13 protein-coding genes and 2 pseudogenes are annotated in these 26,406 nt (G+C 67.6%); 11 read left to right on the top strand and 4 right to left on the bottom strand.

Translation table 11 applies throughout. The annotated features are described in order from the left end of the window. Window positions 1-228 precede the first annotated feature (228 nt). From DIZ27_RS01275 to DIZ27_RS45525, 3 genes and pseudogenes are all read left to right on the top strand, one after another. A pseudogene (locus DIZ27_RS01275) lies at window positions 229-1,294 on the top strand (IS110 family transposase). Between the two features lie 26 nt (window positions 1,295-1,320). Beyond that, window positions 1,321-1,494 (top strand): annotated as a pseudogene (locus DIZ27_RS01270) (DDE endonuclease); the annotation flags it as partial. Between the two features lie 123 nt (window positions 1,495-1,617). Continuing rightward, the gene (locus DIZ27_RS45525; protein ID WP_181383331.1) at window positions 1,618-1,773 is read left to right on the top strand and encodes a hypothetical protein; all 156 of its coding nucleotides are present in this window, start codon (window positions 1,618-1,620) and stop codon (window positions 1,771-1,773) included. Window positions 1,774-2,564: 791 nt separating this feature from the next. Here the strand turns inward: DIZ27_RS45525 and DIZ27_RS01265 are convergent. The 4 genes from DIZ27_RS01265 to DIZ27_RS01250 all read right to left on the bottom strand — a co-directional run bounded on the left by DIZ27_RS01265 (window position 2,565) and on the right by DIZ27_RS01250 (window position 11,762). Next, window positions 2,565-5,435, bottom strand: a complete 2,871-nt coding sequence (locus DIZ27_RS01265) for a pPIWI_RE module domain-containing protein (RefSeq protein ID WP_109376377.1) — start codon at window positions 5,433-5,435, stop codon at window positions 2,565-2,567. An 84-nt stretch (window positions 5,436-5,519) separates the two neighbouring features. Then, a complete protein-coding gene (locus tag DIZ27_RS01260) occupies window positions 5,520-8,957 on the bottom strand; it encodes a signal recognition particle (RefSeq protein ID WP_109376376.1) in 3,438 nt (1,145 codons plus the stop codon). Continuing rightward, on the bottom strand, window positions 8,950-10,125 hold the full coding sequence (locus DIZ27_RS01255; RefSeq protein WP_258308177.1) for a hypothetical protein: 1,176 nt from the start codon (window positions 10,123-10,125) through the stop codon (window positions 8,950-8,952). Before DIZ27_RS01255 ends, DIZ27_RS01260 begins: the two co-directional genes overlap by 8 nt. Beyond that, complete coding sequence (locus DIZ27_RS01250; protein ID WP_109376374.1) at window positions 10,122-11,762, bottom strand: PD-(D/E)XK nuclease family protein; 1,641 nt, start codon at window positions 11,760-11,762, stop codon at window positions 10,122-10,124. The genes DIZ27_RS01255 and DIZ27_RS01250 overlap by 4 nt, the downstream gene beginning before the upstream one ends. A gap of 136 nt (window positions 11,763-11,898) precedes the next feature. Between DIZ27_RS01250 and DIZ27_RS01245 the strand changes: the two genes are divergently transcribed. The 8 genes from DIZ27_RS01245 to DIZ27_RS01210 all read left to right on the top strand — a co-directional run bounded on the left by DIZ27_RS01245 (window position 11,899) and on the right by DIZ27_RS01210 (window position 26,215). Further along, window positions 11,899-12,792, top strand: a complete 894-nt coding sequence (locus tag DIZ27_RS01245) for a hypothetical protein (RefSeq protein ID WP_109376373.1) — start codon at window positions 11,899-11,901, stop codon at window positions 12,790-12,792. 78 nt (window positions 12,793-12,870) lie between these two features. Further along, complete coding sequence (locus DIZ27_RS01240; protein ID WP_109376372.1) at window positions 12,871-13,989, top strand: hypothetical protein; 1,119 nt, start codon at window positions 12,871-12,873, stop codon at window positions 13,987-13,989. Then, complete coding sequence (locus DIZ27_RS01235) at window positions 13,986-15,497, top strand: hypothetical protein (protein WP_109376371.1); 1,512 nt, start codon at window positions 13,986-13,988, stop codon at window positions 15,495-15,497. Before DIZ27_RS01240 ends, DIZ27_RS01235 begins: the two co-directional genes overlap by 4 nt. Then, on the top strand, window positions 15,494-16,858 hold the full coding sequence (locus DIZ27_RS01230; RefSeq protein ID WP_109376370.1) for an AAA family ATPase: 1,365 nt from the start codon (window positions 15,494-15,496) through the stop codon (window positions 16,856-16,858). The genes DIZ27_RS01235 and DIZ27_RS01230 overlap by 4 nt, the downstream gene beginning before the upstream one ends. A 277-nt stretch (window positions 16,859-17,135) precedes the next feature. After that, the gene (locus tag DIZ27_RS01225; protein ID WP_219933577.1) at window positions 17,136-20,312 is read left to right on the top strand and encodes a helicase-related protein; all 3,177 of its coding nucleotides are present in this window, start codon (window positions 17,136-17,138) and stop codon (window positions 20,310-20,312) included. Then, window positions 20,309-21,079: a DUF4391 domain-containing protein gene (locus DIZ27_RS01220; protein WP_181383329.1), complete on the top strand. Its 771-nt coding sequence runs from the start codon at window positions 20,309-20,311 to the stop codon at window positions 21,077-21,079. Before DIZ27_RS01225 ends, DIZ27_RS01220 begins: the two co-directional genes overlap by 4 nt. 45 nt (window positions 21,080-21,124) lie before the next feature. Beyond that, window positions 21,125-23,116: a site-specific DNA-methyltransferase gene (locus DIZ27_RS01215; RefSeq protein WP_109376368.1), complete on the top strand. Its 1,992-nt coding sequence runs from the start codon at window positions 21,125-21,127 to the stop codon at window positions 23,114-23,116. After that, a complete protein-coding gene (locus DIZ27_RS01210; RefSeq protein WP_109376367.1) occupies window positions 23,117-26,215 on the top strand; it encodes a DEAD/DEAH box helicase family protein in 3,099 nt (1,032 codons plus the stop codon). The last annotated feature ends 191 nt before the right edge of the window (window positions 26,216-26,406 follow it).

The raw sequence follows: 26,406 nt of genomic DNA, 5'->3' as shown, positions 1-26,406 counted from the left end.
GAGGATGAGGGAGGCACTGCTCGAGGGTCTGACCCAATCCCCGATTGACGCTTCGGCTGTCCTTACTCTGAATCGTCGGCCTTCCGAGCGGTGCCGTTGCGCGTACCGGCCCGGCGATCGTGACCTCATAGGAGCTTGACCGAAGCGGTCCCATCACCGTCGTGTCCGTCCGCCGGGCCGGTGCGCGCGAGCCCATTCACCGCGCGCGGAAGGAACAACCCGGCCACCATGCCACAGCCCATCGAGGTGATCGGCGGGATCGACACCCACACCGACGTCCACCAGGCCGCCGTCATCGACACCATCGGCCGACACCTGGCCACTGAGGCGTTCCCCACCACTCCTGCAGGCTACCGGCGCCTGCTGGAGTGGCTGCGCTCGCACGGCCGGGTGCTGGTCGTAGGCATGGAAGGCACCGGCTCCTTCGGCGCCGAACTCGCCCGGTACCTGCACGCCGACCAGGTCACCGTCATCGAGGTGGACCGACCTGACCGGCGAGCTCGCCGCGCGGCAGGCAAATCCGACCCCCGCTGATGCCTACGCCGCCGCCACCGCGGTGCTCTCCGGCCGTGCCAAGGGCACCCCGAAGCACCGCGACGGCTCGGTCGAGGCAATCCGCGGCCTGCGCGTGGTACGCGCCAGCGCCGTCAAGGCCCGCACCCAGACCATCAACCAGATCAAATCATTGATCATCACCGCACCCGCTGCGGTGCGCGAAGCGCTGCGCTCGCTGACCACCACCGAGTTGATCCGGCGCCTGGCCGCCGGCCGTCCCGGCGCCGATCCGACCGACCCGGCCACAGCCGTCAAACTCGCTCTCAAGCGTCTGGCCAGGCGCTACCGGCACTTGAGCGAAGAAATAGCAGACGCGGACGCCGATCTGCGCGTTCTGATCGCCCGCACCGCGCCCGGCCTGCTCGCGCTGCCGGGCGTTGGGACCGAGACCGCCGGGCAGCTGCTGGTCACCGCCGGGGACAACCCCGAGAGGCTCGTCTCGGAGGCATCCTTCGCCCACCTGTGCGCTGCCGCACCTGTGCCGGCCTCTTCCGGGCGCACCGACCGCCACCGACTCAACCGTGGCGGTGACCGCCAGGCCAACCGTGCGCTGCACACCATCGTGCTGGTCCGCATGCGTCACGACCCACGCACTCGCGACTACGTCGCACGACGCACTCTCGAAGGGCTCAAGACGAAGGACATCTTCAGATGCCTCAAGCGCTTCGTCGCACGCGAGGTCTACCACCACGTCACGAGCGCATTCAGCAGCACACCATCGACGTCCCCAGCGACTTGACGATCTATAGGAGCTTCTGTGACAAACCCACTGAGGGCATCTGGTCCGTCCTACGACGTACCACCGTGGCCAACCGCGCCTTCGCCGACCCGCAAGACCTGATCACCGCCGCCCGACGCGGCCTGCGCCAGCTCCAGTACCGCCCCGACGTCCTCGACGGCTGCTTCTCCGGCACCGGCCTCCGGCGCCAGCCACCCTGACGACATCACGCATTCAAGGTCAGTAACGCGGAGTTCGCCGCAAGGGCCAAGCGCGGCCTCTCCGCACTCTGGGGCGATGAGACCTATAAGGAGCTTCTCGGCTCTTCACTCGATGTGCACAGGGTGTGGCGCTCCGCCCAACTGCTGCGTGCAGTCCGCGACCGGCTCACCGAGCTGAGGGAGGGGCTGCGCGCCGAGGCATCGGCAAGTTACGGTGACCTTCTGATCACTCATGTCGTGTACCGCCAGCTCGACACCAGCACCGTCCAGGACCACTGACTGGGACGCGCAGCTCGCTCGCGTTCCCGCGCTCGTCGAGGACGCTCTCGGCTGGGCGTTGAAACCATCGACAAGGAGTACGGACCCACGAGCCACGTGATCGCGGCCGTGCGGAGCACCGAGCGTATGCAGAGGGTGGCGCGCACCGCCGTACGAGGCATGCCGGCCAGCCACCTCCGCTCCGCCGCTGGACGCGGAGTACCAGGTCGCGGACAGCGATGAGCCGGAAGGTCGGCGGGTGGATGCCGTCAAAACGCTGGTGACCGCCGACCGTACACCCGGCGGCATCGTGCTGGAGTTCTGCCCGGGCAGCAGGCCGCAGCGTCGCGATATGACGGAGTGGCTGGCCGAGGGCCCGGCCCGCGGTCTGGCCGTGTGGCGGAATTCTGCTTCGAAGCAGCTGCAGTGGCTGGCCGACATGCAGTGGTACTGGCCCAGGAGAGGCGCAGCACCTGGACCGCCACCGCCCCACCCCCTCACCGAGCCGATCACGAGACTCGATGGCCCCAGGAACGACGAAATACCGGCGAGTAACATGACTCGGCCGGTAATTCGTGAACGCTTCGGGACGATCTCGTGAACGTCCCTGCGAGTGGGTCGTTCACGAGATCCTTTGACCAGCCGCAACAGGGCTAATTGATGTTGATGTTCCCGCGAGTCGCAAGATCACTCCCCGAGAGTATGCACATGTAATTTATTGATGCGATACACCTACGCCCGTGAGGTAGTGAGGGCCTTCCCCGCCGAGTAGCCGAGGGGTGAGACTCCGCTCGGCTACTCGGCGGGAAGCTTCACTCGTCGTCATCCCCTTCATCGAGGTCGAAGTCGAAGGCCAGCTGGCCCGACAAAGCGTCGTCCGGAGCGGCCGCAGCCCGGGGCTCCGTCGGATCCAAGGCCTCCTCGATCTCGTGAGGCAGAGCGTAATCGTCCGCGAGTCGCGCAAGGTGGAGGATCAAGGGCAGAGCCAACCCCTCACGACCAGCACGGTAGTCCTCGCTGAAGCGCTGCTGGTGGACGAACGCGGCCCATGCTTCCGCGTCGTCACCGGGCTGAAGGCACGCGACGGTCAGTTCGAGGAGGTCCGGGTTCCAGGCGTTCGCCGTCGGCCGGTAGGCGTTGTTGCCCGAGGCGTTGGTGTGCGGAGTGAGTTTGGCGTCATCGTTGGTGAGGTTCGGCTGCGAGCCGGACTTGCCGGTCGTGCTGTAGAAGACGCGGCCCGAGTCGCGCCGCGCCCCGGGCCGCCACAGCCCCATCGCGATGCCCCCACGATGCTGCCCCTCCAGCTCGGGAGAGAGTTCCTCCGCCTCGGCCCAGCACTGTGCCGTCTCGTCCCGGCTGCCGTCGGCGATCCGGATGACACGCAGCTGCTTGCCGTAGAGACCGATCCGCTGGGCGGGGCCTCCGTCGAGGCCGAGCCTGTCCCGTTCCAGACCGTCGTTCCTCAGCCACGGCCAGCGCTTGCGGACATCCTGGGCGTGGGCCAGGACGAGCGTCGGGGTGCTGCGCAGTTGTGCGAGGGTCTTCTTGACGAAGGCCGCCATGAGGGCCGACTGCTCCGCGCTGTTCTTCCTGCCTTCGACCCTTCCCGTCAATGACTTGAGGAGTTCGGGGTACGGCACCCATGCGTGCATGTCGGCCGACTTGCCCAGCACGCATTTCGCGCCCGGTCGGATGAGCACCGCGATCGGCGTGAACTGCTGCTTGCCCGTGGGCCCGTCAAGGCGGCGTTCCACGAGGTGGAAGGCCACCTGGTTCAGGTTGGCGGGGATGAGCGTGTCACCGAGCGTGTGCTGAGGCACCAGCCGCATGCCGGTCTGGCGCAGGCCGTCCGACCAGGCCGCGGCGGCACGCAGACCTGCATCGGCGAGAGACTCCTCCGTTTCCGCATCCGGGTCCGGTGGACGGATGAATTGGGTCACCAGGCCTGCGTCCGCGCAGCCGAGGCGGATCGCGTGCTTGGGGTCGGTCCGTCGCTTGGCGTGGCGGAAGGCATCCTGTCCGTCGAGCTCCACGAAGGCCAGCCGCACCCCGGGGAGGGCTTCCCGCAGGGCGGCCATGGCCCGCGCGACACCGATACGGCGCTCCTCGATGGCCTTGTCGTGTTCCTGTCCCCGGCGCGGCACGCCGTCGCCTCCCAGCGGTGCACCGAGAACGCCCAGTGGCCGCGCGTGCAGCCGGACGGTCAGCTCCTCCGCCTCCCACACCCAGGTATCGGGACCCTGCTCACGCCGGTGCCCGGCCAGCCCCAGCCCCGTCTCCGCCGCTGCGATCATCTGATCGCGGATGGCGTCGTTCTGGTGGAGCACGACCGCGGTGAGGTCTTCCCCTTCGAGAGCTTCGGCCAGGCGTGCCCGCAGAACCTGAGCGTTGTGGGCCGCGTTCAGCTCACGCTGGTCCAGGATGACCGCGCGCTCTTCGGGATCCTTCTCTTCCATGTTCTTGGGAATGGACGGCAGCTTCTTGAGCTGCTTCTTGGGCGGCCGCGCGTACGCGCTGCGCTCGAGCTTCGGAACGGAGACGAACTCGGGAGCGATCGCCTGCTCCGCCCACTCGATCAGCCGTCGGCGTTCACTGGGCATCAGTCCGGTGCCGATCGTGTGCCTGCCCATGGCCGCCTGGTGCCCGATCGCGATCCGGATGCCGTCCCGGCCGTGGATCCAGTGGTCGGCCTCCTTCACCAGCCGGTCCGGGGACGGCAGTGCGTCGAGTGCGCTGATCCCGGCGAGCATTCCTTCTGCTCCGCCCTGACGCCAGTCCGTGGTGCCGTTCTTCCACTCCAGCATGGCGACGGCGAAACGCTGCGGCTGCGGGCCGTCGTGGACGAGGGAGTCGTCCGGGAGCAGGTACGCGGACACGCCCTTGCCGTACGGCATGTAGACCTTGCCGGTGACGAACCGACGCACGCCGGCGGCCACGTGGACGCGCGGGACGGGTGAGAAGGGAACGGTGCGCACGGTGATGCGGAGGGTCGCCGCGTAGTAGGCCGGCTTGCCGTCGCCGCCACCGCGTCGCCCGGGTACGTACTCGATCACATTCGACATCAGCTCGGCGCCCCCGCTTCCCTGCCCCCTGGCCCCCGTGCGGCCGGCGACCTGTCGGAACGACAGCTGCTGCCCGTGGTGTTCGTACGGTCCCTGGCGCGCGATCCTTTCGGCGAGGACGTCGGGAAGCAACCGGTACACGTGGGGCGCGGGCAGAGCGGTTCCTCCGGGCGACACCTTCTGCTCGAGGAGGTCGACCCTGCCGGGCCGCCAGCTGAGAGCCGCGGTGTCGAGGTCACGAAAGCAGTTCATCAGCAGGGCCGTGGTCTCGGGATCGCCGGCATCGCGCGGGAGGTTCTTGAGCCAGGTGGCGATGTAGAGGTTCGTCACCGCCATCGGGTACGCGTCCTGGCAGTACAGCCAGGGGTTCTCCGAACCGAACCGTGCCGTGGAGTCGACCGTGACGATGTCCGGCGCGGTGGCGCGCATCAGCCGGTTGACAGCCGCTGTGGGTACGCGGCGCCGTCGCTCGGCCTGCCCCTCGGTCATTCCGCCGTGGTAGAGGCGCAGGAGTGGTTCCTCCCAGTGGGCGGGCAGGGAGAGCGTGTGCATCGGGACGACGAAGGGTCCCCGTGCCTGGTCGGGCAGGTACGCCGCCGGACGGTTGTACTGGTAGGCCATGGTGTCGGTTCTCCTCAGAGCAAGGCGTGAAGTCTTCGGACGCGACGCGAACACGTCGGGGGTGCGGTGTGGTGACGGATGCCGTCAGCCCATGTCCACCAGGGCGCGGTAGAGCGGTTCGTACAGTTCACGGACCAGGGACTTGTCGATCGGGGCAAGGTGCCGCTCCGCCGTGTTCCCGTCCTCGAAGAAGGGGGCGAGCACCTCACGCATACTCGCCAGCAGGCTGGTGTCGGGGGTGTCCGTGTCCTGGAATCCGGCTTCTCTGGGAGAGAAAGCCGCGTCCACGAAGACCACCCGGGCTGGCACGCCGCCGCGCACCAGACGACCGATGACCTGCCACATGACGACAAGCTGGTCCCAGGTGAACGCCGTCTTCTCCTCGTCCCGCAGGCTGGACCAGGCCAGCCGCCGGGTGAGGAAGCGGTTCCACTGACGGCGTGCGCGGCTGCGGAACACCATGGCCGCCTGGTCGGGGGTGGCGGCGGCGAGCGCGTTCTGCCGGAAGGATCCGTCAGCATCCCGGAGTTGGCGTACGGCCCAGTCGTTGATGGACTGGATGGCGAGCGCGATGTCGTCGGGCCGAGGGTGTGGGCGTGCCAGGAAGTAGACCGTGCCGATGGCCGCCTTGCCATCGCGCAGGACGATGTTGTGTCCCCGCTCCACGGCGAGCAGCGGCGCGACGAGAATGTCGCCGCCGACCGAGGGGAAAGCCTTCACGTCACCGCGGGGCAGTGTCCGTGCGGCGGCGTCCTCCGGCAGCCGGGTCCAGGCGGTGTCGGAGTCCGCGTCGTCGGACACGAGTCGGGTGACGCGGCCGTTCCACTCGGGGATCTGGTTGAGGTACTCGGCGGCCCGACGTGCCTCGTCGTAGCTGCCGACGAGCAACAGGATGCGGCGGCGGTCTGGATCGTCGATCTCCTTCAGCTCGGTGTCCAGCATGCTCTCGGCGTCGGGCAGACTCCGGTCGGGCACCGCGAGCTGGTGCAGCATGTGCAGAAGGGCCTGTGGCCGTTCTTCGGGGTCGCAGCCGGACAGGCGCAGCGGCTTGGGCCGGTCGTTTCCGGGCCAGTACAAGAACTCCTTGCGGAACTCGCTGCCCAGGACGGCTTCGACTTCCTCGTTGTGAGGACGCAGAACGGCACCGACGTCGGCGTGCACGTGGTACCTGCTCGACGTGCCCGCCCAGCTCGTTGCGGACATGAGCAGGACGTGCGGGCCCGGGCGGCCGTCCACGGCGCACAGGTCACCGAGCCGCATGAGCAGTTCGCGGCCCACGCCGTTGCAGTGGAAGAAGCGGAGTTCACCGCTGCGGTCACCATCGCGCTCACGGTCGTCGTGGCGGAACTGGAAGCCGAGCACGTTACCCATGGGCGACTCGGGGATGACCGCCTCGTAGTCCTTGGGGGGCCTGCGGGAGAGCACGTTCGAGGCGCTCTCGAGATTGAGGGCGGCCTCGACGCGCGGCCACAGCGTGGTCATGAAGTCGAGACGGCTGTGCAGAGCGGAAAGGAGCAGGGTGAACTCGAAGCGCCGGGCCTGGAGGTCGGCGTCTGCGAGCACCGTGCTGTCGTCTCCGACGATGTCGGTGAGGGTGTCGCGCAGCCTCTCACGCGTCCGTGCTCCCTGGGGCGCGTGCAGGAGTTCCAGGGCGAGGTGGACGAAGGTGTTCACCAAGGGTGTCACTTCATCGTCGTCTCCCGTGCTCTGCTGCTCGTGCAGCGGGTCGTCGCGGAACCGGCCGAGCGCACCGTCCAGCGTCCGGGCCGCCGCAGGCGGGCGTTCTCCCTCCTTCCGCCCCGGGAACCAGCTGTCCAGCAGCAGGTTGTGGAGGGTGAAGGCACTGAAGTAGTCGACGCTGATCCACCGCCTGAGCTTGTCGTCCTTGACGAGCAGGGCGAAGAGGCGGTCAGTGGCGGCACTGACCGTGTTGACGGCGTTGGTCCAGTCGTCGACGTCACGGGCGGACAGCTGGAGCCGGCCGTCCCGGGCCATCTGCTGGAACTTGTGGACGGCGACCTCGTCGAACCAGGAGTTCGGGGCCTTGCCCACCAGAGTGCTGGCCGGCGCGAAGGCCGTGTCGAGCTGCATCTGGACCCGGTCTGCCTCGTCGACGATGATCAGGTCGCTGAGTCGGCACGCGAGTTCGAGGTACCGGAGCTGTTCCTGGTGCTGGTGCAGCGGGACGGAGCTGTGCACGAGACCGGCCGGGGTGGCGACCCACACCTGTGCGTCGACCAGATCACGAGCCCCGCGGTGGCGCGGACAGCGGTTCCACAACGGGCACAGTCTCCGCTGCGGCTTCGGGCCTTGTGCGTCACGCTGCGTGCTGTACTCCTCGTCGAGGAGGGGATCGCCGTCCGTGGCCTGCTGCTCGGGGGCGGTGTACAGCGTGATGCACGGTGCTTCGCGGACGCCGAGCGGGCGGCGGGCTTCCAGGCCGCGCAGCACGTCGACGGGGCAGGCGCTGCTGAGGTAGGCGAAGCCCGCGTGGTCGTGCCCGAGCATGGTGGCGGCGCCGGCCGTGGCGGTGCGGCGGTGCAGCCGGTTGATGTTGCGCTCCCTGGTGGAGTGCCCGAGGATCGGCGCCGCCCGCACACCGAGCCGGTCGAACTGCTCCACCACGGCGAGTGTCTCGGCCACGTCGCCGACGACGATGGTGACCCGGCGGGGTGTCCGGGTCACGAGGTGGTAGGTCAGGATGTCCCGGAGGGTGGACTTGCCGGCTCCCACCATCCCCACGAGGTGCAGCAGCCTGTCGATCCTCAGCCGTCCCTGTTCGGTGAAGCGGCCGAGTTCCGCGTCGCGCACGAGCAGTTTCACCCGCCGGAGCCGCCCGGCCCAGCCGTTGCGCGGCCCCTCCGGCGCCGTCGCCTCGACGGCGTCCATCTCGTCGGCGGCCTTCTCGAGCTCTTCCCAGGTGACGTCGACGGGCTCTCCACGCCCGGCCGGTGGTGCGTCAAGCGCGTGGGCGCGCGGCAGGGTGTCCGTCAGCAGTTCCTCGTCGAACACCACGGAATGGGTACGGTCCTGCACCCGGAAGGTGTGCTCTCCCTCCTCGGCGAACGGAATGGACCGCGTCGCGAACCGCGGAGCGGTGCTGAGCAGTTCTTCGAAGATCTCGAAACGGCGTGCGGCGCGCGACGGCTCGCGACGGCTCGGTACGGAGCCGGGTCCGTCGATGTCGTATCCGCGCAGGTGCTGGGGGACCTTCAGGTAGTCGGTCAGCGCCTCCGACCAGGCGTGCCGTCGCCGCATGTCCCACAGATAGTGGCGGGCGCGCAGAACGCGCAGCCGCTGTTCGTCGGTGCGGACGTCTCCGAACACCTCGCTGTACGGGTAACCGCCCAGCAGCGGCCAGACATCGGCGGCCGTGCGGGTGGGGGTCACGCCCTCCAGAAGGTACAGGCCCAGTTCGACGTCGAGAAGGTCGCCGGGGCGGAAGCTGCCGAGGTTCGCCGGCCACACCTCGGTGAGCTGCTGCGGCGAGCAGCGCCGGTGCCATCCTCTGCGGTCACGCACGGCGTCCTCCTTCGGTACGCGGGTCCCCCGCCTTGTCGCGCGGGGCGGAGATCTCATCGGCGACCAGCCGCAGGAAGGCCCGGTCGTCCAGCAGGGTGACCCGATCGGCCAGGTTCTCCTGCAGGTTGCGGCGGAACTGCCGCCCGTACGCCTCGTTGTCACGGAAGCGGTAGCGGGGCACGACGAGGAACGCCCGGTCGTACGGCGGCTCGTTCCTGAACGGCGTGAGGGAGCGCGCCAGGAGAACGGGGTTCACCCGGTCCTTGACGTCCACCGCCCAGTGCCGTCGCCCAGGCAGGGGGACACGCAGGTCATACGCGTCGTAGTTGGGCCACATCTCGGCGGTGATCCCGAACTTCTCCTCCAGGGCGGTTTGCAGATCGGTCTCCGCGAGCCCGGGGCTGGTGATGAACATCCGCAGGGGGCGGCTGAGCTGGAAGACCCCGCCTTTGTCGGCACGGAGCGGCGTGCCTTCGTCCGAGGTGCCGTCGCGGCGGCACCGGTCCAGTTCGCAGCGGTGGCCGCCGTGCAGCAGCGGCACCATCAGGCAGCGGCAGCGAACGCACTGCCGGTATGTGCCGCGCTGCAGATAGGAGGCGGGCACGGGCTCGTAGCAGCGCTTGATCACATCCTGCAGCAGCATCCCGCAGTCGGGATCGCCGCCGAGCAGCGCCAGCTCAGCGCCGGTCAGCACAGGCCTGGAGGTGAGCAGGGCCCGGAACGCGGTGTAGACCTGCGGGGCCTTTGCCGCACGGCACACGGCGAGTGCTTCCCGAATGCGTTCGTTCTCGAAGAGCTCGGCGGCCGGGTCGGCCGCGCTCACCTCCCACTCCAGGCACAACTGGTGCGGCAGCCGGGTCTCCGGATCGACGAGCAGGGCCGCTCCGGGAAAGTTGTCGGGCGGCAGCTCCAACGGCCATTCGCTCAGAGGTCGTTCAGAAGCCCAGCGGACCATCTGCGGCACACTGCCCGGCGGTTCCTCGCCCCGGCACAGGCAGTGCAGGACGAGGCGGTTGTATGCGTTCTGCACCTTCGCCGGGTAGACCGGGTTGGGTACGGTCCTCTGCCGGGACAGGCACGCCAGGGCGCTGGCGATCTGTCGGAGCAGCCCCTCGTCCGTGCCGACGGCGTCCTCGGACCGTGTGTCCCTCATATCGGTCGTGGTCACGCCTCCCCCTCTCCCGCGACGACGCCGTCGGGCGCGGCGCTCGGACACCACCGGGAGACCGGGCAGGACCGGCAATGCGGTCCGGGGCGGGCGTCCCATGTCTCGTCCTCCCGCCACGGACCGGCGTACCGTCGCAGCACCGACAGCGCCTTCCGCTGCCGGCCGGGGTCCGTTGGGTCGATCACGTGCGGATCGGAACCATCCGGCCGGAGGATCTCCACCTCGACGCGCGAGCCGTCCGGATCGCCGCCCAGCGCGCCCTGAGCCAGGAGCGTGACCGCCAGGGCGAGTTGGGGGTAGGTGTCGAGAGGGTCCTCGTGGTGGCGGCGCCGTTTCCGTGTCGTCTTGAGCTCCCGCCATACCCATGAGCCGTCCTCCTGGTAGAGCAGGTCGGGTTTGGCGATGACGACGGCCTGCGCCGTGGTGTCGTGGACGACTCGGAGGGCTTCGGGCTCGACCCGCTGGATGAGTGCGGCGTCCTGGAAGGGACAGGCGTCGACGTGGTGGAGCAGCATGTGCCGACCGGTCGCGGCGTCCTCGTCGGAGACCCGCCAGCGTCCTTCTGTCCAGTTCTCGACCTCCGGGGGCATGTCGCCGGCCGCGCACGGCGGCCATCCCGGGCGCCGGTGCAGCTTTTCGATCCAGCCGTGCACCGCCTGGCCGAGCCTGGCCGCGCTGCCGTACTCGTCGGACTTGGGCAGGTGCAGGGCACGGAGGAACCCCTGTGCGGGGCAGGCCGCGTGATAGCGCAGATCGCTGACCGACACCTTCCTCAGCGGTGCCGCCCTCGAGGGAAGGCCGAGGACGCCCGGCCTGCGCGGCACGGCCTCGCAGCCCGTGAACTGCTTGCAGTCGACGCAGGATGAGCCGGGTGCCGGCCTGCCGCCCGCCACGACACGGGCCACGTGCGCGTGCCCGTGCTCGGCGTAGTAGGCCTCGGCTTCCTCGGCCGTCCCGTCGAACTGCACGCGCGGCCCTCCGTCAGCGAGCCCGACTTCGACGACACGCACCCGCTCGGGCCGGGCGGTGGGTCCATACGGCTGGAACGCGCGCGCCCACTTCCGCGGCCAGGCCGCCTGGCGCCCGTGAACGGCCACGTACACAGCGATGGCGATCTCGCCGGGCTCGGAGTCCTTGGCCTCGCCGTGCCGCAGCCGTCGGTACTCTCGCAGTCGTCCGTCGGCCGACTCGTACCTGCGCCACCAGGCGTACATCTCCCAGAACTTGCCGTTCTCCCGCTGGGCTACCCAGTACGGACGGACCGGCCGCAGCCACTGCTCACCATCGCCGGCGCGCGCTCGCACGTACGTGCGGAGGGCGTGCTCGGCATACGTCAGGTGACCGGGGTGGAGGGCGGGGGTGCGGGAGCGCAGCCCTGCCAGGGCCTGGTCGGGTGTCTCACCGTGAAATTCGACCCGATCGACGGCGTCCATCACCGGCCCGAGGGTGAACGTCTCGAGCTCCGGCTTCGGAAGCCGGAGACGCTGGGCCGGCCAGAGACCGGGCCGAGCCTTGGCCGCGGCGTGCGAGGGGCAGGTGTGCTCCTCGCTCCCGCCCGTACCGGGCCCCACGCGCACGAGGCTGTCGTCCCCCGTCAGCCAGTGTGGCTTGTGCCATGCCGTCGTGTCGTGACTCATTGCCTCCCCCTTGTCTCGGAACAGACGGCACCCTTCGATCCGGCCGGGTGCGCCGCCGCGTTCGACCGTAGCAGGTAATCTTGGAACTCATTGGAAGTTCTTGGCATAGGTTGGTTGCTGCGCTAAGCTGCCCCGCATGGCGGCATCACTGGAGGAACTCGAGCAGCGCCTGTCCCACCTGCGCACCGAGCTACGCGGTGCCGTGCGCGCACGGGACAAGGCCGAAACCGCGCGCATCCGTCGCGCGCTGCGCGAGGCCGAGGCCGCCTGGGAGCATGCCCTCGAGACCGAGACCGAGACCGAGACCGAGACGGAACCGGACAGCGAGGCATTCCCGGCCGAGCCTCCGACCCCGCAGACGTCGGCAACCGCAGGCGCACCACGCCACACGGAGCGCCCGGCGCACGGCTCCATCCCGATCCGCGAACAGGTCCACCAGGCACTCACCCTGCTAGGCGCCCCTGCCTCCCCGAAGCTCATCTCGTCCACGTACGAGGCGTTCTTCACCGAATCACTGGTGGCAACCAAACTCGCGTCCCTCCGCCGCGACGAGGAACGCTCCTTCACGGCACAGGGCTATGCCCGCCCGTACTACATCTGCGCGGCACTGACCCACGACCGCCTGGTCCCCGCACGCGGACTCCTGGCCCTGTCCACCTGGCCCGTGGAACGGCGGATCATCGGCCCGCTCAGCCCGCGCACCGACTTCCTCACCCACGCGGTGGGAACCGCCGAGCAGATCCAGCGACTCACCACCGCAGGGCATCCGGCCCCGGACGCGGCCTGGCGGCTGCTGCGCCGTTTCGCCCTCACGATCCCGGGCGCCTACGACGCCGCGGCCCCAGAACCCGACCTCGCCCGCGTGATCGCAGCCGCCCACGCCGAAGCGGCCGTCCACCAGCCGGAGGACGGCCAGCAGCGGCAGGCGGCCGCGCAGCGCGCCCGCACCCAACTCGCCGACGTGCAGCAGCTGTTCGGTGCGGCACCGATGCGCGACGCCCTGCGCGACGCGAGCGGAACCCTGTCCTGACGACCCCTTCCCGACGGCGATGACGTCCGACGCCGCGCACGCCGGTGATCTCCCGAAGACGTTCCCGAAGTAGAGACGATGCCCTCGCAGCAGTCCGAACCTCCCGACGACCGACTCGCACGGCTGCGTGGACCGCAGCCCCCTCAGCCGTACACCGCCCGCAAGATCACCGCCCTGACCGCCAATCCCGCCTGCGCCCGCCGCGCCGTACTCGACGCCGCCGGGGTGGACAAGGCGCTGCTCGCCCAGCAGGTCGGATACGAGCCGCGCTTCGGCCAGTCACCCTTCGCCCTCGCCCGCGAACAGGCGTTCCACGGCCTCGTGAAGTGGGGCAGCTACGCCGAGCTCATCCGGCTGCTGCGCGAGCAGCTCTCCGTCCCCGTGGCGGAGGCCCATGTCACCGACCTCAACGAGGTAGGGGGCAACACGGCCCTGCACCTGCGCGAGCGGGAGACCCGCCGCCTCATCGCGCACGTGGCCTCCGGCCAGGACGTACGGCTCATCCTCGACCGTCCCGTGCTCACCCTCGAAGTCGCCGGTCAGACAGCGTACTTGGAGCCGGACGCGCTCACCCACCGCATCGAGGGGAAGTTCCACGTCGTCCTGATCCGCTCGTTCGCGGCGATCGACGGCCAGGCCAACCCGACCGCCGTCGCCGAGGCGGCCAAGCAGGCCGCGGTGTACGTCCTCGCGCTGTACCGCGCCTTCGAGACAGCCAGCCTGCCCACCGAGCAGATCTCCCACGAATTCTTGCTCGTCTGCCCCAAGGACTTCTCCAACCGCCCCTACGGCCGCCTGATCGACCTCCGGCAGGAACTCGACGCCCTCCAGTTCCAGCTCTCGCGGCTGCGGCGCGCAGAGGACCTCGCGGCCCAACTGCCCGAGACGGCGACCCTGGACACGACCCGAAGCATGGACGAACTCTCTTCCTCCATAGAGGCATTGGAAGCGTCGTACACGCCTTCCTGCCTGTCCTTCTGCGAAATGGCGCGCTACTGCCGCGACGAGGCCGACGGATGCGCCTCGCCGGCCCGCCTGGGCAGCGGCGTGCGCAACGACCTGCCGGGCATCGACTCCACCCGCATCGCACTCGACTACCTGGACGGCGTCGCCGCCCCCGGAGAGGCCGAGACGGAAGCCGCCGACCTGCTGCGCGCCGCCGCTCGGCTGCGCCGACTCCGTCAGGGGGCCGCATGAGCGTCCTGTCCACCGTCGCGGCGCTCACGGCCTCCCGCACCGGCCGTGCCGAACCGCTGACGACCGTCCGCCACCAGCACCTGGACGAGAAGCCGTTCGTCCTGGTACCGCTCACCCTCGCCGGCGAAGCGTGCGCACCCCTGGCCGCGCTCGCGGGTACGGACCCCGAACACCCGACCCTCCTCACCGTCCGCCAGCCGCGCAACCGCGCCGAACGCTTCCGGTTCGCCGAACGCCTCGCCGCACTCCTCCTCGCGCACATCGACGGATGCCGGACGGAGACGGAGCCCTACACCGTCGGCCGCGGCAAGGAGAAGGAGGAACGCCTGCGCTTCCAGCGGGCCCCACAGCTCCTCGTACCGAACGGCGAGGGCATCGCGTACGTACGCCTGCTCGGCCGACTGACCCGGCTGCGCGCCACCGAGGGGCCCTACGCGGTCGACCCGTCCGTGCCCGCCCTCGGCAAGTGGCTGACTTGGTACGCCGAGTTGGCCGAGTTCCCGAACTCCGGCGTGCTCCTCGCGATGACCCGGCTGCTCTCCGCGCACTGGGCCACGGGCCAGAGCCCCTCGGAGGACTCCCACCTCGCTTCCCTGCTCGCCTGGATCGATCCGCCGGAGGGCAGCGACGGCGCGCAGGCGGCGCGCGAGGCGGAGGATCCCGCGGTGTGGCCGCCGGCCGGCCCGTCCACGGACCCGGTCTTCGACCGGACCCTCCACGAGCTGATGACGCGCTACGACCAGGCGTCCGACGACCGCGGACGCGAAGCGGTCGGCCGCCAGATCGACCGTGAGCTGCACGGCCAGATGCTGCCCACCTGGCGGCTGATGTGGCACGGCGTGGAGCTGCTCCGCGATCTGCCCGAGGGCGCCCACGTCCCCGGCCGCTGGGCCCTCGACCGGCGCTGGTTCTCCGAGTACGCCGAGTACCTGGACGCCGACGGCCGCCCGCAGGCCCGCCGCGACCAGGCCGTCAGGGCCGCCCGCCGCCTGGCCCGGCTGGAGGACGCGGTCGCCCGCTACGAGGCGGAGCGCGCGTACGACGACCCGCTGGTGATGGCGGAGTACGAGCTGACCGGCGAGGCGTTCACGGGCACGGTGACGGCCAGGGACGAGGACCGCTTCATTCCCGGCGACCGTCCCGGCTCCCAGGTGTGGCGTCCGACGCTCACGCTGCGCACCGACGCCCGCGTCGGTCTCGCGGTCGGCACGGAGGTGAAGTCCCCCGCCCGGCCCGGCCAAGGAGCCCGGATCCTCGACGTACGGCAGGAGGACGACGGCGGCCACACCGTGCTGCTCCAGCTCAAGGGCGGCTTCGCGAACAAGCGCAAACCCCCGGCACCGGCCAGCACCCTCGCCGAGACCGGCGAAGAGCTGACGTACACCACGCTCAACCCCACCGCCATGCCGTCCGCCCTGCCCGACGAGGAGAACACCCCCTGGACCCACGGCGGTCCGCCCCAGCCGTACGAACCCACCGACGAGGACGCAGAGGAGACCTGGGAGTGACCGCCCTCCTTCCCGACACCGGGGAGCCCGAAGCCCTCACCCCCGGCGAACGCGCGGACCGGGCGGTCGCGGGCATCCTGGCCAGCCTCGACACCGCGCCCGGCCGGGGCGTCGTCGTGGACTCACCTCCCGGGGCCGGGAAGTCCACGCTGGTGGTGAAGGCCACCGGGCACCTGACGTCCGCGGGCCACCAGCTCATGATCGTCGCGCAGACCAACGAGCAGGTCGACGACCTGGTGGACCGCATCGCGCGGGAGCATCCCGGCCTGGCGCTCGGCCGCCTCCACGCCGGCGGCCACGTCCTCCCGCCTCGCGTCACCCGGCACCCCAACGTCACCGGGAGTAACCAGGTGACGGACCTGCGCGACCTGCCCGTCGTGGTGTCCACCGCGAAGAAGTGGTCGTTCGTCACCCCGGACAAGTGCGCGCCGTGGCGGTGGGCCATCGTCGACGAGGCGTACCAGATGCGCTCGGACGGGCTCCTGGCGACGGCCCCGCTGTTCTCCCAGGACGACTCGCAGGTCCTCTTCGTCGGCGACCCCGGCCAGCTCGACCCCTTCGCGACCGTGGAGTCCGACCGCTGGCACGGCCTGACCTGGGACCCCCTGCGCAACGCGGTCGACGTCACCCTCGCCCACAACTCCGACCTCCTCCGCCACCAGCTCCCCGTCTCCTGGCGCCTGCCGGAGACGGCGGCACCCCTGGTCGAGGAGGCCTTCTATCCCTTCTACCGGTTCGTCCCCGGCACGACGGCACCGGAGCGCGTGCTGTCATACGCCAGCCTGTCCCACGGCTCCGGCCCGCTGGACGACGTCCTCGCCCGCGCCGCCGACTCCGGCTGGGGCCACCTGGAACTCCCCGCCCGCCACACCCTCGACCAGGACCCGGAGGTGGCGGATGCCCTCGCGGCGACGGCGGCCCGGCTGCTGGAGCGCGGCGCGCTGGTCAACGGCGAGCCCCTGACCGCGGACCGCATCGCGATCGGCACGGCCCGCACCGTGCAGGCGGAGGCGGTCCGGTCCCGCCTCGCCGCCCGCGGCCTGACCGGCATCACCGTGGACACCGCCAACCGCCTCCAGGGCCGCGAGTTCGACGTGACCTTGGTCTGGCACCCGCTGTCCGGCCGCCAGGACGCCTCGGCCTTCCACCTGGAGACGGGCCGCCTGTGCGTCCTGCTGTCCCGGCACCGCTTCGCCTGCATCGTGGTGGCCCGCGCCGGTATCCGGGATCTGCTGGACCAGCATCCGCGGAGCAGTCCTGTGTATCTGGACGTGCCGCCGAAGTTTCCAGATGGGTGGCGGGCACATCAGGTGGTCATGGGGTGGCTGGAGCGGGGGGAGCACCGGGTGCCGATTACCTGATCATGCACGAATGGGGTCATTGTCGGTGGCAGGATGTACGGTCCACGCAGATGTGGCATGAGGGAGATATCTAGAGCATGGCAGCAGTGATCGAGGGCCCGATCATCACTTCGCCATACTCGGAGCCAGGCTGGCACTGGGAGCTAGACCAGCAGGGCCGACGGACCGGTGAGCGAGTACCCGGCCGCCACCCGAGCGAGACCTCACTCCAACATCCCATCCCTTGATGTGACTTACGCCCACCATGTCCAAGTGCACACCCGGAGGTTCCACTCACATGGTCCCCAGCGACGCAGGTCGCGCCATCGACCAGCTGCGCAAGCACCTGACTGGCGCCACCCGCCTGGACTCGCTGTCGGAGTCGTTCTCGCTGTTCGTCTACGAAGCGCTCCAGGACGAGCTCACCGATGTCGACCTGCGTCTGCTCCTGCACGGCCACAGCCTCGAGGAGTTCCCCCTCAACGGGCTTGCGGAGGAGAACCTCAAGCGTGCCCGGCTGGACCAGCACCGCATCGCCCGCGCGTTCGTGGCCTGGGCCGAAGACCACCTCCAGGCAAGAGCGCTAAAGCGACGGACGCGCGACACCTGGGCGAGCGTCGACGGCCCGTTCCCCTATGTAGTCGACGGCGCGGGACTTGAGGCCGAGAGCCTCGGCCTGGTGGCCTCTCCGAACCTGTACTTCCCCCTGGAGACCACGGACGCGGACAAGGTGGCGCAGACCGTCGTCAACTTCGAGCGGATGTGGCACGACGACGCGACCACCCGCGCCGCCCAGGAGGAGTTCCTCGCCGCTGCCCGAGCCCTCTTTGAGGACAGGGCCCCCGAGTCCGTCTACCTGCGTATCCTGACTTCCCTGTTCAAGGACTTCGTCGAAGAAGCCGGCGAAGAGACCGCCGAGCGCGGCAGAACCGGCTTCTACGACTCCGTCGTCTGGAAGAAGCTCTACAAGTTCCAGCGTGACGGCGTGCTCGGCGCGATCGAGAAGCTTGAGCGCCACAACGGCTGCATCATCGCTGACAGCGTGGGCCTGGGGAAGACCTTCGAAGCCCTCGCCGTCATCAAGTACTACGAGTTGCGCAACGACCGCGTCCTCGTCCTCGCACCCAAGCGGCTGCGAGAGAACTGGACCGTCTACCGCGGCAACGACAGGCGCAACCCGCTGGCCGCGGATCGTTTCCACTACGACGTCCTTAACCACACCGACCTCAGCCGAGCCGGCGGGCTGTCAGGGGACATCGACCTGGCCAACATCAACTGGGGCAACTATGACCTCGTCGTGATCGACGAATCGCATAACTTCCGCAACAACCCTCAGGTCAAGGGCCGAACGACCCGATACGAGCGCCTCATGAACGAGGTCTTCAGGTCCGGAGTCAAGACCAAAGTCCTCATGCTCAGCGCCACGCCTGTGAACACCCGTCTGGCCGACCTCAAGAACCAGGTTCTGTTCGCCACCGAGGGAGACGATCAGGCCCTGGCCGCAGACGGGATCAAGAGCATCGAGGCAACCCTGGCCAAGGCACAGAAACTCTTCAGGGAATGGCAGCGCATGCCCGCGGCCACCCGGAGCACGAAGTCATTGGTCGGCACACTCGGCATGGACTACATCCGTCTGCTGGACCTGGTCACGATCGCCCGATCGCGTAAGCACATCCAGAAGTACTACGGCACCAAGGACGTGGGGAAGTTCCCCGATCGCCTGGCTCCGATCAACCTCACCCCGCCCATCGACATGACCGACACGATGATCCCGCTGGAAGAGATCAACAGGTCGATCCTGCGTCTGAACCTGGCGGCCTACAAGCCCACCTCCTACGTCAGCGCGAAGTACGAGAGTAAGTACGCCGAGCTGTACGACCAGCGGGTACGCACAGGCGGCCAGCGCGTGTGGAAGCAGACCGACCGTGAGAACAACGTGGTCCATCTGCTGCGGGTTGGGCTGCTCAAGCGCCTTGAGTCCTCGGTCAACTCGCTGGGCAAGACCCTCGGCAAGATCCTGGCCACCATGGACGGCGCGATCGCCAGCATCGACGCCTACGAGGCGAATGGGACCGAGGGAACCTCCATCGACAGCTTCGCCGACCTGGAGAAGATCGACCTGGACGACCCTCAATTCGAGGACACCGTCGGCGGCAGCGTCAAGGTGTTCCTCGCCGACATCGACCGGATTCGGTGGAGGCAGGAACTCGAACAGGACCGCGACACCGTGGCCTCCCTGCTTGCCGAAGTGACGGCGGTCGACGCCAGTCGCGACGCCAAACTGGCCGAGCTCAAGGACTTCCTGCGCGACAAGGTCGAGCACCCCACGAACGACGGCAACCGCAAGGCTCTGGTGTTCACCGCGTTCAGTGACACGGCCGAGTACCTCTATGAGCATGTGGCGCGGTGGGCCGCCGACGAGCTGGGCGTACACGTAGCCCTGATTACCGGGCAGAGCACCCGAACCACCCTCCCGATGAAGCGCGTCCACATGATCGACGTTCTCACCGCGTTCTCACCGCGCTCCAAGGGCGGCGACCTGGAAGACCCGCAGATCGACATCGTGATCGCCACCGACACCATCTCCGAAGGCCAGAACCTTCAGGACTGCGACACGGTGATCAACTACGACATCCACTGGAACCCCGTGCGCATTGTCCAGCGCTTCGGCCGAGTAGATCGCCTGGGCACGATCAACACCAGCGTCCAACTCGTAAACTTCTGGCCCAACATGGACCTGGACGCGTACATCAACCTCGAAACACGCGTGTCCAGCCGCATGACCCTGCTGGACGTCTCCGCGACCGGCGAGGAGAACATCCTGGACGGCACGTCCGGTGACATGAACGACCTCGACTACCGACGCAAGCAGCTGCAGCAGATGCAGCAGGCCGCCCCCACCATGGAGGACCTCGCTGGCGGTCTGAGCATCACCGACCTGACCCTCTCCGACTTCCGCATGGACGCTGCCGCACGCAAGCGTGGAGAAATTCAGGAAATCACCAGCTGGCCCCTGGCCCTCTTCGGAGTCACCCGCTTCGAAAAGGCCCTGGCCGACGACGGACTCGCACCTGGAGTGGCCTTCCTCCTGAGAGTGCGGGACGACGCGTTCACCTTCTCCAAGGCGTACCCGCTGGCCCCGTATGTGCTCGCCTACGTGACCGACGACGGCAGGCTCGCCCACGAGATCGAAGAACCCAAGCTGGCCCTCGACGTGCTGCGCCACCACTGCCTGGGCAACACCGCCCCTGACGCCACTGTCCTCGCAGATTTCGACAGAGCGACCAGGTCGGGCAAGTCCATGAAGCACTACCGCGACCTTCTGGACGTGGCGGTCCGAGCCGCTTCCGGCAAGGCCGAGGAGAGCATGGTCGCCTCCTTGTTCTCCGCAGGCCCTTCCCAGCTCGGCACAGACGCCACCGCCCCTGGCCTGGACGCCGTGGACGTCGTCGCCTGGATGCCGGTGATCCCGTGACCGACATACCCGCCGTGCACGACAGCGCCGGCCTGCTTGGCCTGCCCGATGCGGCGTGCCAGCAGCACCGCATCGCGAAGAAGATGCTCGCCGCGCAGTTCGAGGACCAGGCACCCGCCGATGCCCGCCTGCTCACCAAGGCGGTGACCTTGGCGCAGCTGGTCGGGATACTGCGCCCGGAGACCATCCAGGTGCCCAAGTACCAGGACGCCGAACGTGCTGTCGTCGACGTTCCGGTCTTGGAAGTCCTCGTGTCGGAGAAGACGTCAGCGGCTGACCGCACCCGTGTGACCGAACTCGTTCACCGCAGCATGGCCAAGCCTGTGGTGCTACTCGCTCACATGCCGGACGGCCATACGACACTCTCCCTTGCACTCAGCCACGTCAGCCGTACGGACCCTACCCAGTCGACCTCCGTGATCGATGCGCACGTCATGGTGCCGGCCGGAGGGATCGAGCCGGGCGCCCTGTACCTTGATCGGCTCGACCGCACCGACATGTGGGCGTTGTACCGCGACCTTGTGCGTACCGCCGCGGCTGACGGGCGACCCGCCAGCACTGCCCTGCAAGCGGTGGAGGCCATCGCCCTGCGCCGACGGCTGACCGATCTGGAAAGCGAACTGATCACCGTCGTACGGGACGCGAAACGAGCGAAAAACCAGCAACGCCGCATCGAGCTCAACCTTGCAGCGCGGGCTCTACGTGCACAGATCAGGCATGTCAGAGGCAACCTATACAGTACCGACGACCACCACGGCATCGCCTGAACGGCTCCCAAGTCCGCTCCCGCCCCACATAGGAAGACACGACCCGTGACCCTGGACTTCGAACCAGTCGACGACCTGACCGGCCCCGGCGAGGCCAAGTCGAACCTCGACCTTCTGGCCCGCCTCTTCCCCGACGCCGTCGTCGACGGCACCGTCGACATCGAGGCCCTCCGGGACCTGCTGGGTGACAACGCCTCCGCGAACACCGCCGAGGCATTCGGCCTGCGCTGGCCCGGCATGGCCGAGGCTCGCCGCCTGTCCACCCTCCCGGCGACGGGCACGCTTCTGCCCAAGCCCGAGGAATCCGTGGATTGGGACAACACCCGCAACATCATGATCGAGGGCGACAACCTTGAGGTCCTGCGCCTGCTGCGGCGCGGATACACCAACAAGGTCGACGTGATCTACATCGACCCGCCCTACAACACGGGCAACGACTTCGTCTACGACGACAAGCGCACTACCTCCCAAGCTGATCACGAGGCAGCGGCTGGGCAGCGAGACGAAGAGGGGGCGCTCCAAACCGGTAGGTGGTCCGACCGGGCCCAAGACCGCAAGGTCGGCGCATCATTGCATACGAAGTGGCTCTCGATGATGTACCCGCGCCTCCTTGTAGCCCACCATCTACTTAAAGAGACTGGCGCCATCATGGTCGCCATTGACGACACCGAGCACGCGCGGCTCAAGTTGCTCATGGACCGGATCTTTGGTGCGGAAAACTTCATCGCCAGCATCGTTTGGCAGGGCGGCCGAAAGAACGACTCGCGCTATATTTCGGTTGGGCATGACTACATGCTCATCTATGCTAAGAACGAGGGGGTTCTGCGTCAGCGAGACATTCGGTGGCGGGAAAAGAAACCTGGCGTTGATGAAATCTTGGTGCGCGCTGCAGAGATTTGGTCTTCCAACGCGGACAAGCAAAAAGCCAATGAGGTCTATAGGAAATACCTCAAGGGCATGGAGAAGATGGGAGCGAGGGCAGGCGTTCTGAGGTTCGCAAGTCTCGACGAAGCAACCGGGCGCCCGTATAACGCCGACCGCGATCTTTCTTCTCCAAATCTTCGCGCGAGCGGGATTTACGACATCTACCATCCGGTTACCGGGAAGGCTGTGACGCGACCTCAACGCGGGTGGGCCATGACGGAAGAATCCGCTCGCCAGATGATCGCCGAGGGTCGTATCGCTTTCGGTGAGGACGAGACAAAGATTCCGCGCGGGAAGATCTTCCTGGACGAAATGTCTGATCAGGTGGCAGAGTCGGTCTTCAGTCAAGAGCGAACTGCGGCGGGGAAAGCGCTGGTGAAGCTTCTGGGTGCGGATGTTTTCCCGTTCCCCAAAGACGTCAAAGTCGTGGCCAGATGGCTTGACATCGCTTCATTGCAAAATCCAAATGCCATTTTCCTTGACTTCTTTGCGGGATCTGGCTCCACGGGGCACTCCGTAATGGACCTCAACGCAGCTGACGGCGGCAACCGTCGTTACATCCTGGTTCAGCTTGACGAGCCCGTTGACAAGGACGGCTACGACACCATCGCGGACATCACCCGCGAGCGGCTGCGCCGTGCAGGCCAGCAGATCGTCTCCAATCAGAGCCCTGACGCCGCACACATCGACACCGGCTTCCGGTCGTATCACCTAGCCTCCAGCAACCTAAAGCCCTGGAACGGAACCCCCGACCAGCTCAACCTTCTCGAATCCGTGGACAACCTCGTCGCCAGCCGCACCACGGACGATCTGCTGGTCGAGATGATGCTGCGCCTGGGCGTGGACCTGACCACGCCGCTGGAGACGCGCAAGGTCGCCGGCAGCACCTTGTACAACCTGGCCGGCACGCTGTTCGCATACTTCGGCACGGACATCACGGTGGAGCGTGCGAGCGAGGTCGCAAAAGCTCTGGTGGCCTGGCGCGATGAGGACCCGGGCGACGCCGACACCACAGTCGTCGTCCGTGACACGGGCTTCGTCGATTCTTCCGCCAAGCTCAACTTCGCCGCCGCTGTCGAGCAGGCCGGCTTCACCACGCTGCGGAGTATCTGAATGAAGTTTTCCTTCGACGCGGATCTCGACTACCAGCGCGAGGCCATCGACGCGGTTACGGGGCTGTTCAAGGGCCAGGAAAGGATGGAATCCCAGTTCACCGTGCACGCGCACCCCTCAGCGCGCGCCGGGCTCGACGGGCTCACTGACCTGGGGTACGGGAACATGCTGCACCTGGATCGGAAGACGATCCTGGATAATCTGCACGAAGTGCAGAACCGCACCGGTCTTACTCCGGAGCCGTCGTTGGACTCGATGAACTTCACCATCGAGATGGAGACGGGCACCGGCAAGACATACGTCTACCTGCGCACCATCTACGAGCTCAACCAGTTCTATGGCTTCACCAAGTTCATGGTGGTGGTGCCGTCGGTGGCTATCAAGGAGGGCGTTGAGACGTCCATCCGGATGCTGCGCGAGCACTTCGGGGCCCTGTACGGCAACCCGCCGATGAACTTCTTCCAGTTCGACGGCAACAACCCCTCTCGCGTGCGTTCGTTCGCCGCCTCGCCGAGCATCGAGATCATGATCGTCACCGTCGGGGCGATCAACAAGAAGACCAACAAGGTCTACCAGCCGGCCGAGGAACTCGACTTCGAGGTACCCGCCGACCTGATCCGGGCCACGAACCCGATCATCATCGTCGACGAGCCGCAGAGCGTGTACGGCGACACCGGTACCGGCAAGAAGAAGGGGGCGGGTCGCAGCGCGCTGGAGAATTTCAACGCCCTGGCCACCCTGCGCTACTCGGCCACCCACCCAAAGGGCGACAAGGCCAACCTCGTCTATCGCCTGGATGCCATCGCCGCCTACGAGAATCAGCTGGTCAAGCAGATCGAGGTCGACTCCCTGGTCACCTCCGCCAGCGGGACAACGCCGTACGTCAGACTGCTCGACGTGAAGCGCGGCAACGGAGCGATCACGGCACGCGTCGAGGCGGACGTCGAGCAGGGCAACGAGATCAAGCGCAAGGCTGTCACCGTGGACACCACGTCCCGCAGCAACCTCGCGGACGTCACGGGTCGCGACCTGTACAAAGACCTCACCGTGGTCGCCATCAACGCGGCTCAGGGGCAGCAGAGCATCTCCTTCGACACCGTTGCGCAGCCGCTGAAAGCAGGCGACAGCATCGGCGCCGAGGTCAGTATCGGCGAGCGAGCCCGCCAGATGATCGCTCAGACCATCCGGCAGCACTTGCGCAAGGAGCAGGAGTTCGCGATCCACGGACGCGACATAAAGGTGCTCAGCCTCTTCTTCGTCGACTCCGTGGCCAAGTACCGCGAGTACGGCCCCGATGGAGAGGCTCTTCCCGGCGAGTACCAGCGGATCTTCGAAGAGGAGTACACGCGTATCGCCTCCGAGCCGGAGTTCAACACCCTGCTGGACGACAGCGCCGCAGACCAGGTTGCGAGGGAGGCCCACCAGGGGTACTTCTCCGTGGACCGCCGCAAGGGTGGCGCCGAAGTACTGGTGGACACCAAGGAGACCACCGACAAGGGACGTCAACAGGCAGGTCTCGCCTACGAGCAGATCATGCGGGACAAGGTCGGTCTGACCACACCGGGCACCTCCATCCGGTTCATCTTCAGCCACTCCGCGTTGCAGGAGGGCTGGGACAACCCCAACGTCTTCCAGATCTGTGTGCTGAGGAACATGGGCACCGAACGGTGGAGGCGACAGTCCATCGGTCGTGGCCTGCGTCTGTGCGTGGATGGGTCCGGCAACCGTGTACACGGCTTCGACATCAACCGCCTCACCGTGATCGCGAACGAGTCCTACGAGGAGTTCGCCGATCGGCTTCAGCACGAGTTGGCAGAGGACCTGGGCATCCAGTTCGGCATCGTCACCGTGGACGGCTTCGCACGCCTGCCCTTCAAGGCGGAGGACGGAAATGTCGTTCCGGTCGGCTCGGCCGCCGCGCAGACCCTGTACCAGGCTCTGTTCACCGAGGGGTACATCGACGCCAAGGGAAAAGTACAGGACAGCCTGCGCCAGGCCGTAAGGACCGGCGACGAGAACCTCACCAAGATTGTCAGCGACTCCGTGGAGTCCCAGGCCGCAGCCAAGGCGGTGCTCGGACTCATCAAGCGCCTGGCCAAGCCGATCGATGTCAAGAAGGCCGGCGAACGCGTCGCGGTGCCTCTCGTCCAGGAACGCTTGGAGAGCCCCGAGTTCCAGGAATTGTGGAACCGCATCCGGCATCGAACGGAGTACCGCGTCGAGGTCGACGAAGACAGCCTGCGTAAGGCGATGGTCAAGGCGCTGCGTGACATGCTTCCCGTACCCAAGCGTCGGGGCGAGTGGCGCACACACCGCGTGCAGCGCATCGACCAGAGCGGTCTGACCGCGGAGGCAGCAGCGGCGCGACGCGCGGACGTCACCTACGCGGACAGCGAGGACCTGCCCGACATTCTTTCCGTGCTCGCAGACCGCACCCAACTGACCCGTGCCACGCTCGCCCACGTCCTCACCGAGTCCGGCACGCTCGGACAGTTCCGGAACAATCCGCAGACATACATCGACCAGGTGAGCCGCCAACTCAACATCACCAAGGCCGATTTCCTGGTCAAGGGAGTGCGCTACGAGCTGGTGGACTCCTCCCGGCCCGAAGCAGACCGCAGGTACGCGCTCAGCCTTTTCCGCGAAGCCGACCTCGCCGGGTACACCGGGCCCGGAGGGAACATCGTCACCGACGCGGACGGCAACGCGGTCCCATTCGAAGAGAAGTCGGTATACCGGTACCTGGTCATCGACTCGACTCCGGAGAAGGAATTCGCGCTCGCACTCCTGCAGCACCAGGAAGTCAAGACCTTCGTGAAACTTCCGGCGTCTTTCAAGATCCCAACCCCTTTGGGTAGTTACAACCCCGACTGGGCGCTAGCCGTTGAGCGAACCGATGGCAGCCGCTACATCGTCTTTGAGACCAAGGATGTCAACGAGCTCGAACTGCTGCGCCCCATGGAACAAAACAAGATCGCTTCGGCCCGCAAGCACTTCGAAGCCGTAATCCATGGAGTCGGGATCAGCGACCTCGAGTACCAGGTAGTCAACGGCATTGAGGCGGCGACCGCCATAATGGAACGGAGCGATCCGCAGTAGGCGCACCACCAGCGCGCTGATCCGTCAGCGAAGTGAGCTGGAACTCACGGCTCCACTGGCCGTTTCATCAACCATGAGATCCAGCTCCGCGCTGCCTTCTTCCGATCTGGGAAGCGGATCAGGAACGGTGCCCATGACGCCTTGGCACAGCTGGGCATACGGAGTTCGAAACGTAGCCATGCCGACGGTGT

Origin of the sequence: Streptomyces sp. NWU339 (genome assembly GCF_003143855.1) — a bacterium.
Classification (GTDB): Bacteria; Actinomycetota; Actinomycetes; order Streptomycetales; family Streptomycetaceae; genus Streptomyces.
This window is presented reverse-complemented; position numbering and strand designations above follow the sequence as displayed.

Bases quoted from the DNA above. Each gene is read 5' to 3' on its own strand.
- DIZ27_RS01265 (WP_109376377.1), bottom strand. From the start codon at position 5,435: ATGGCCTACCAGTACAACCGTCCGGCGGCGTACCTGCCCGACCAGGCA.
- DIZ27_RS01250 (WP_109376374.1), bottom strand. From the start codon at position 11,762: ATGAGTCACGACACGACGGCATGGCACAAGCCACACTGGCTGACGGGG.
- DIZ27_RS01245 (WP_109376373.1), top strand. From the start codon at position 11,899: ATGGCGGCATCACTGGAGGAACTCGAGCAGCGCCTGTCCCACCTGCGC.
- DIZ27_RS01240 (WP_109376372.1), top strand. From the start codon at position 12,871: ATGCCCTCGCAGCAGTCCGAACCTCCCGACGACCGACTCGCACGGCTG.
- DIZ27_RS01235 (WP_109376371.1), top strand. From the start codon at position 13,986: ATGAGCGTCCTGTCCACCGTCGCGGCGCTCACGGCCTCCCGCACCGGC.
- DIZ27_RS01225 (WP_219933577.1), top strand. From the start codon at position 17,136: ATGGTCCCCAGCGACGCAGGTCGCGCCATCGACCAGCTGCGCAAGCAC.
- DIZ27_RS01210 (WP_109376367.1), top strand. From the start codon at position 23,117: ATGAAGTTTTCCTTCGACGCGGATCTCGACTACCAGCGCGAGGCCATC.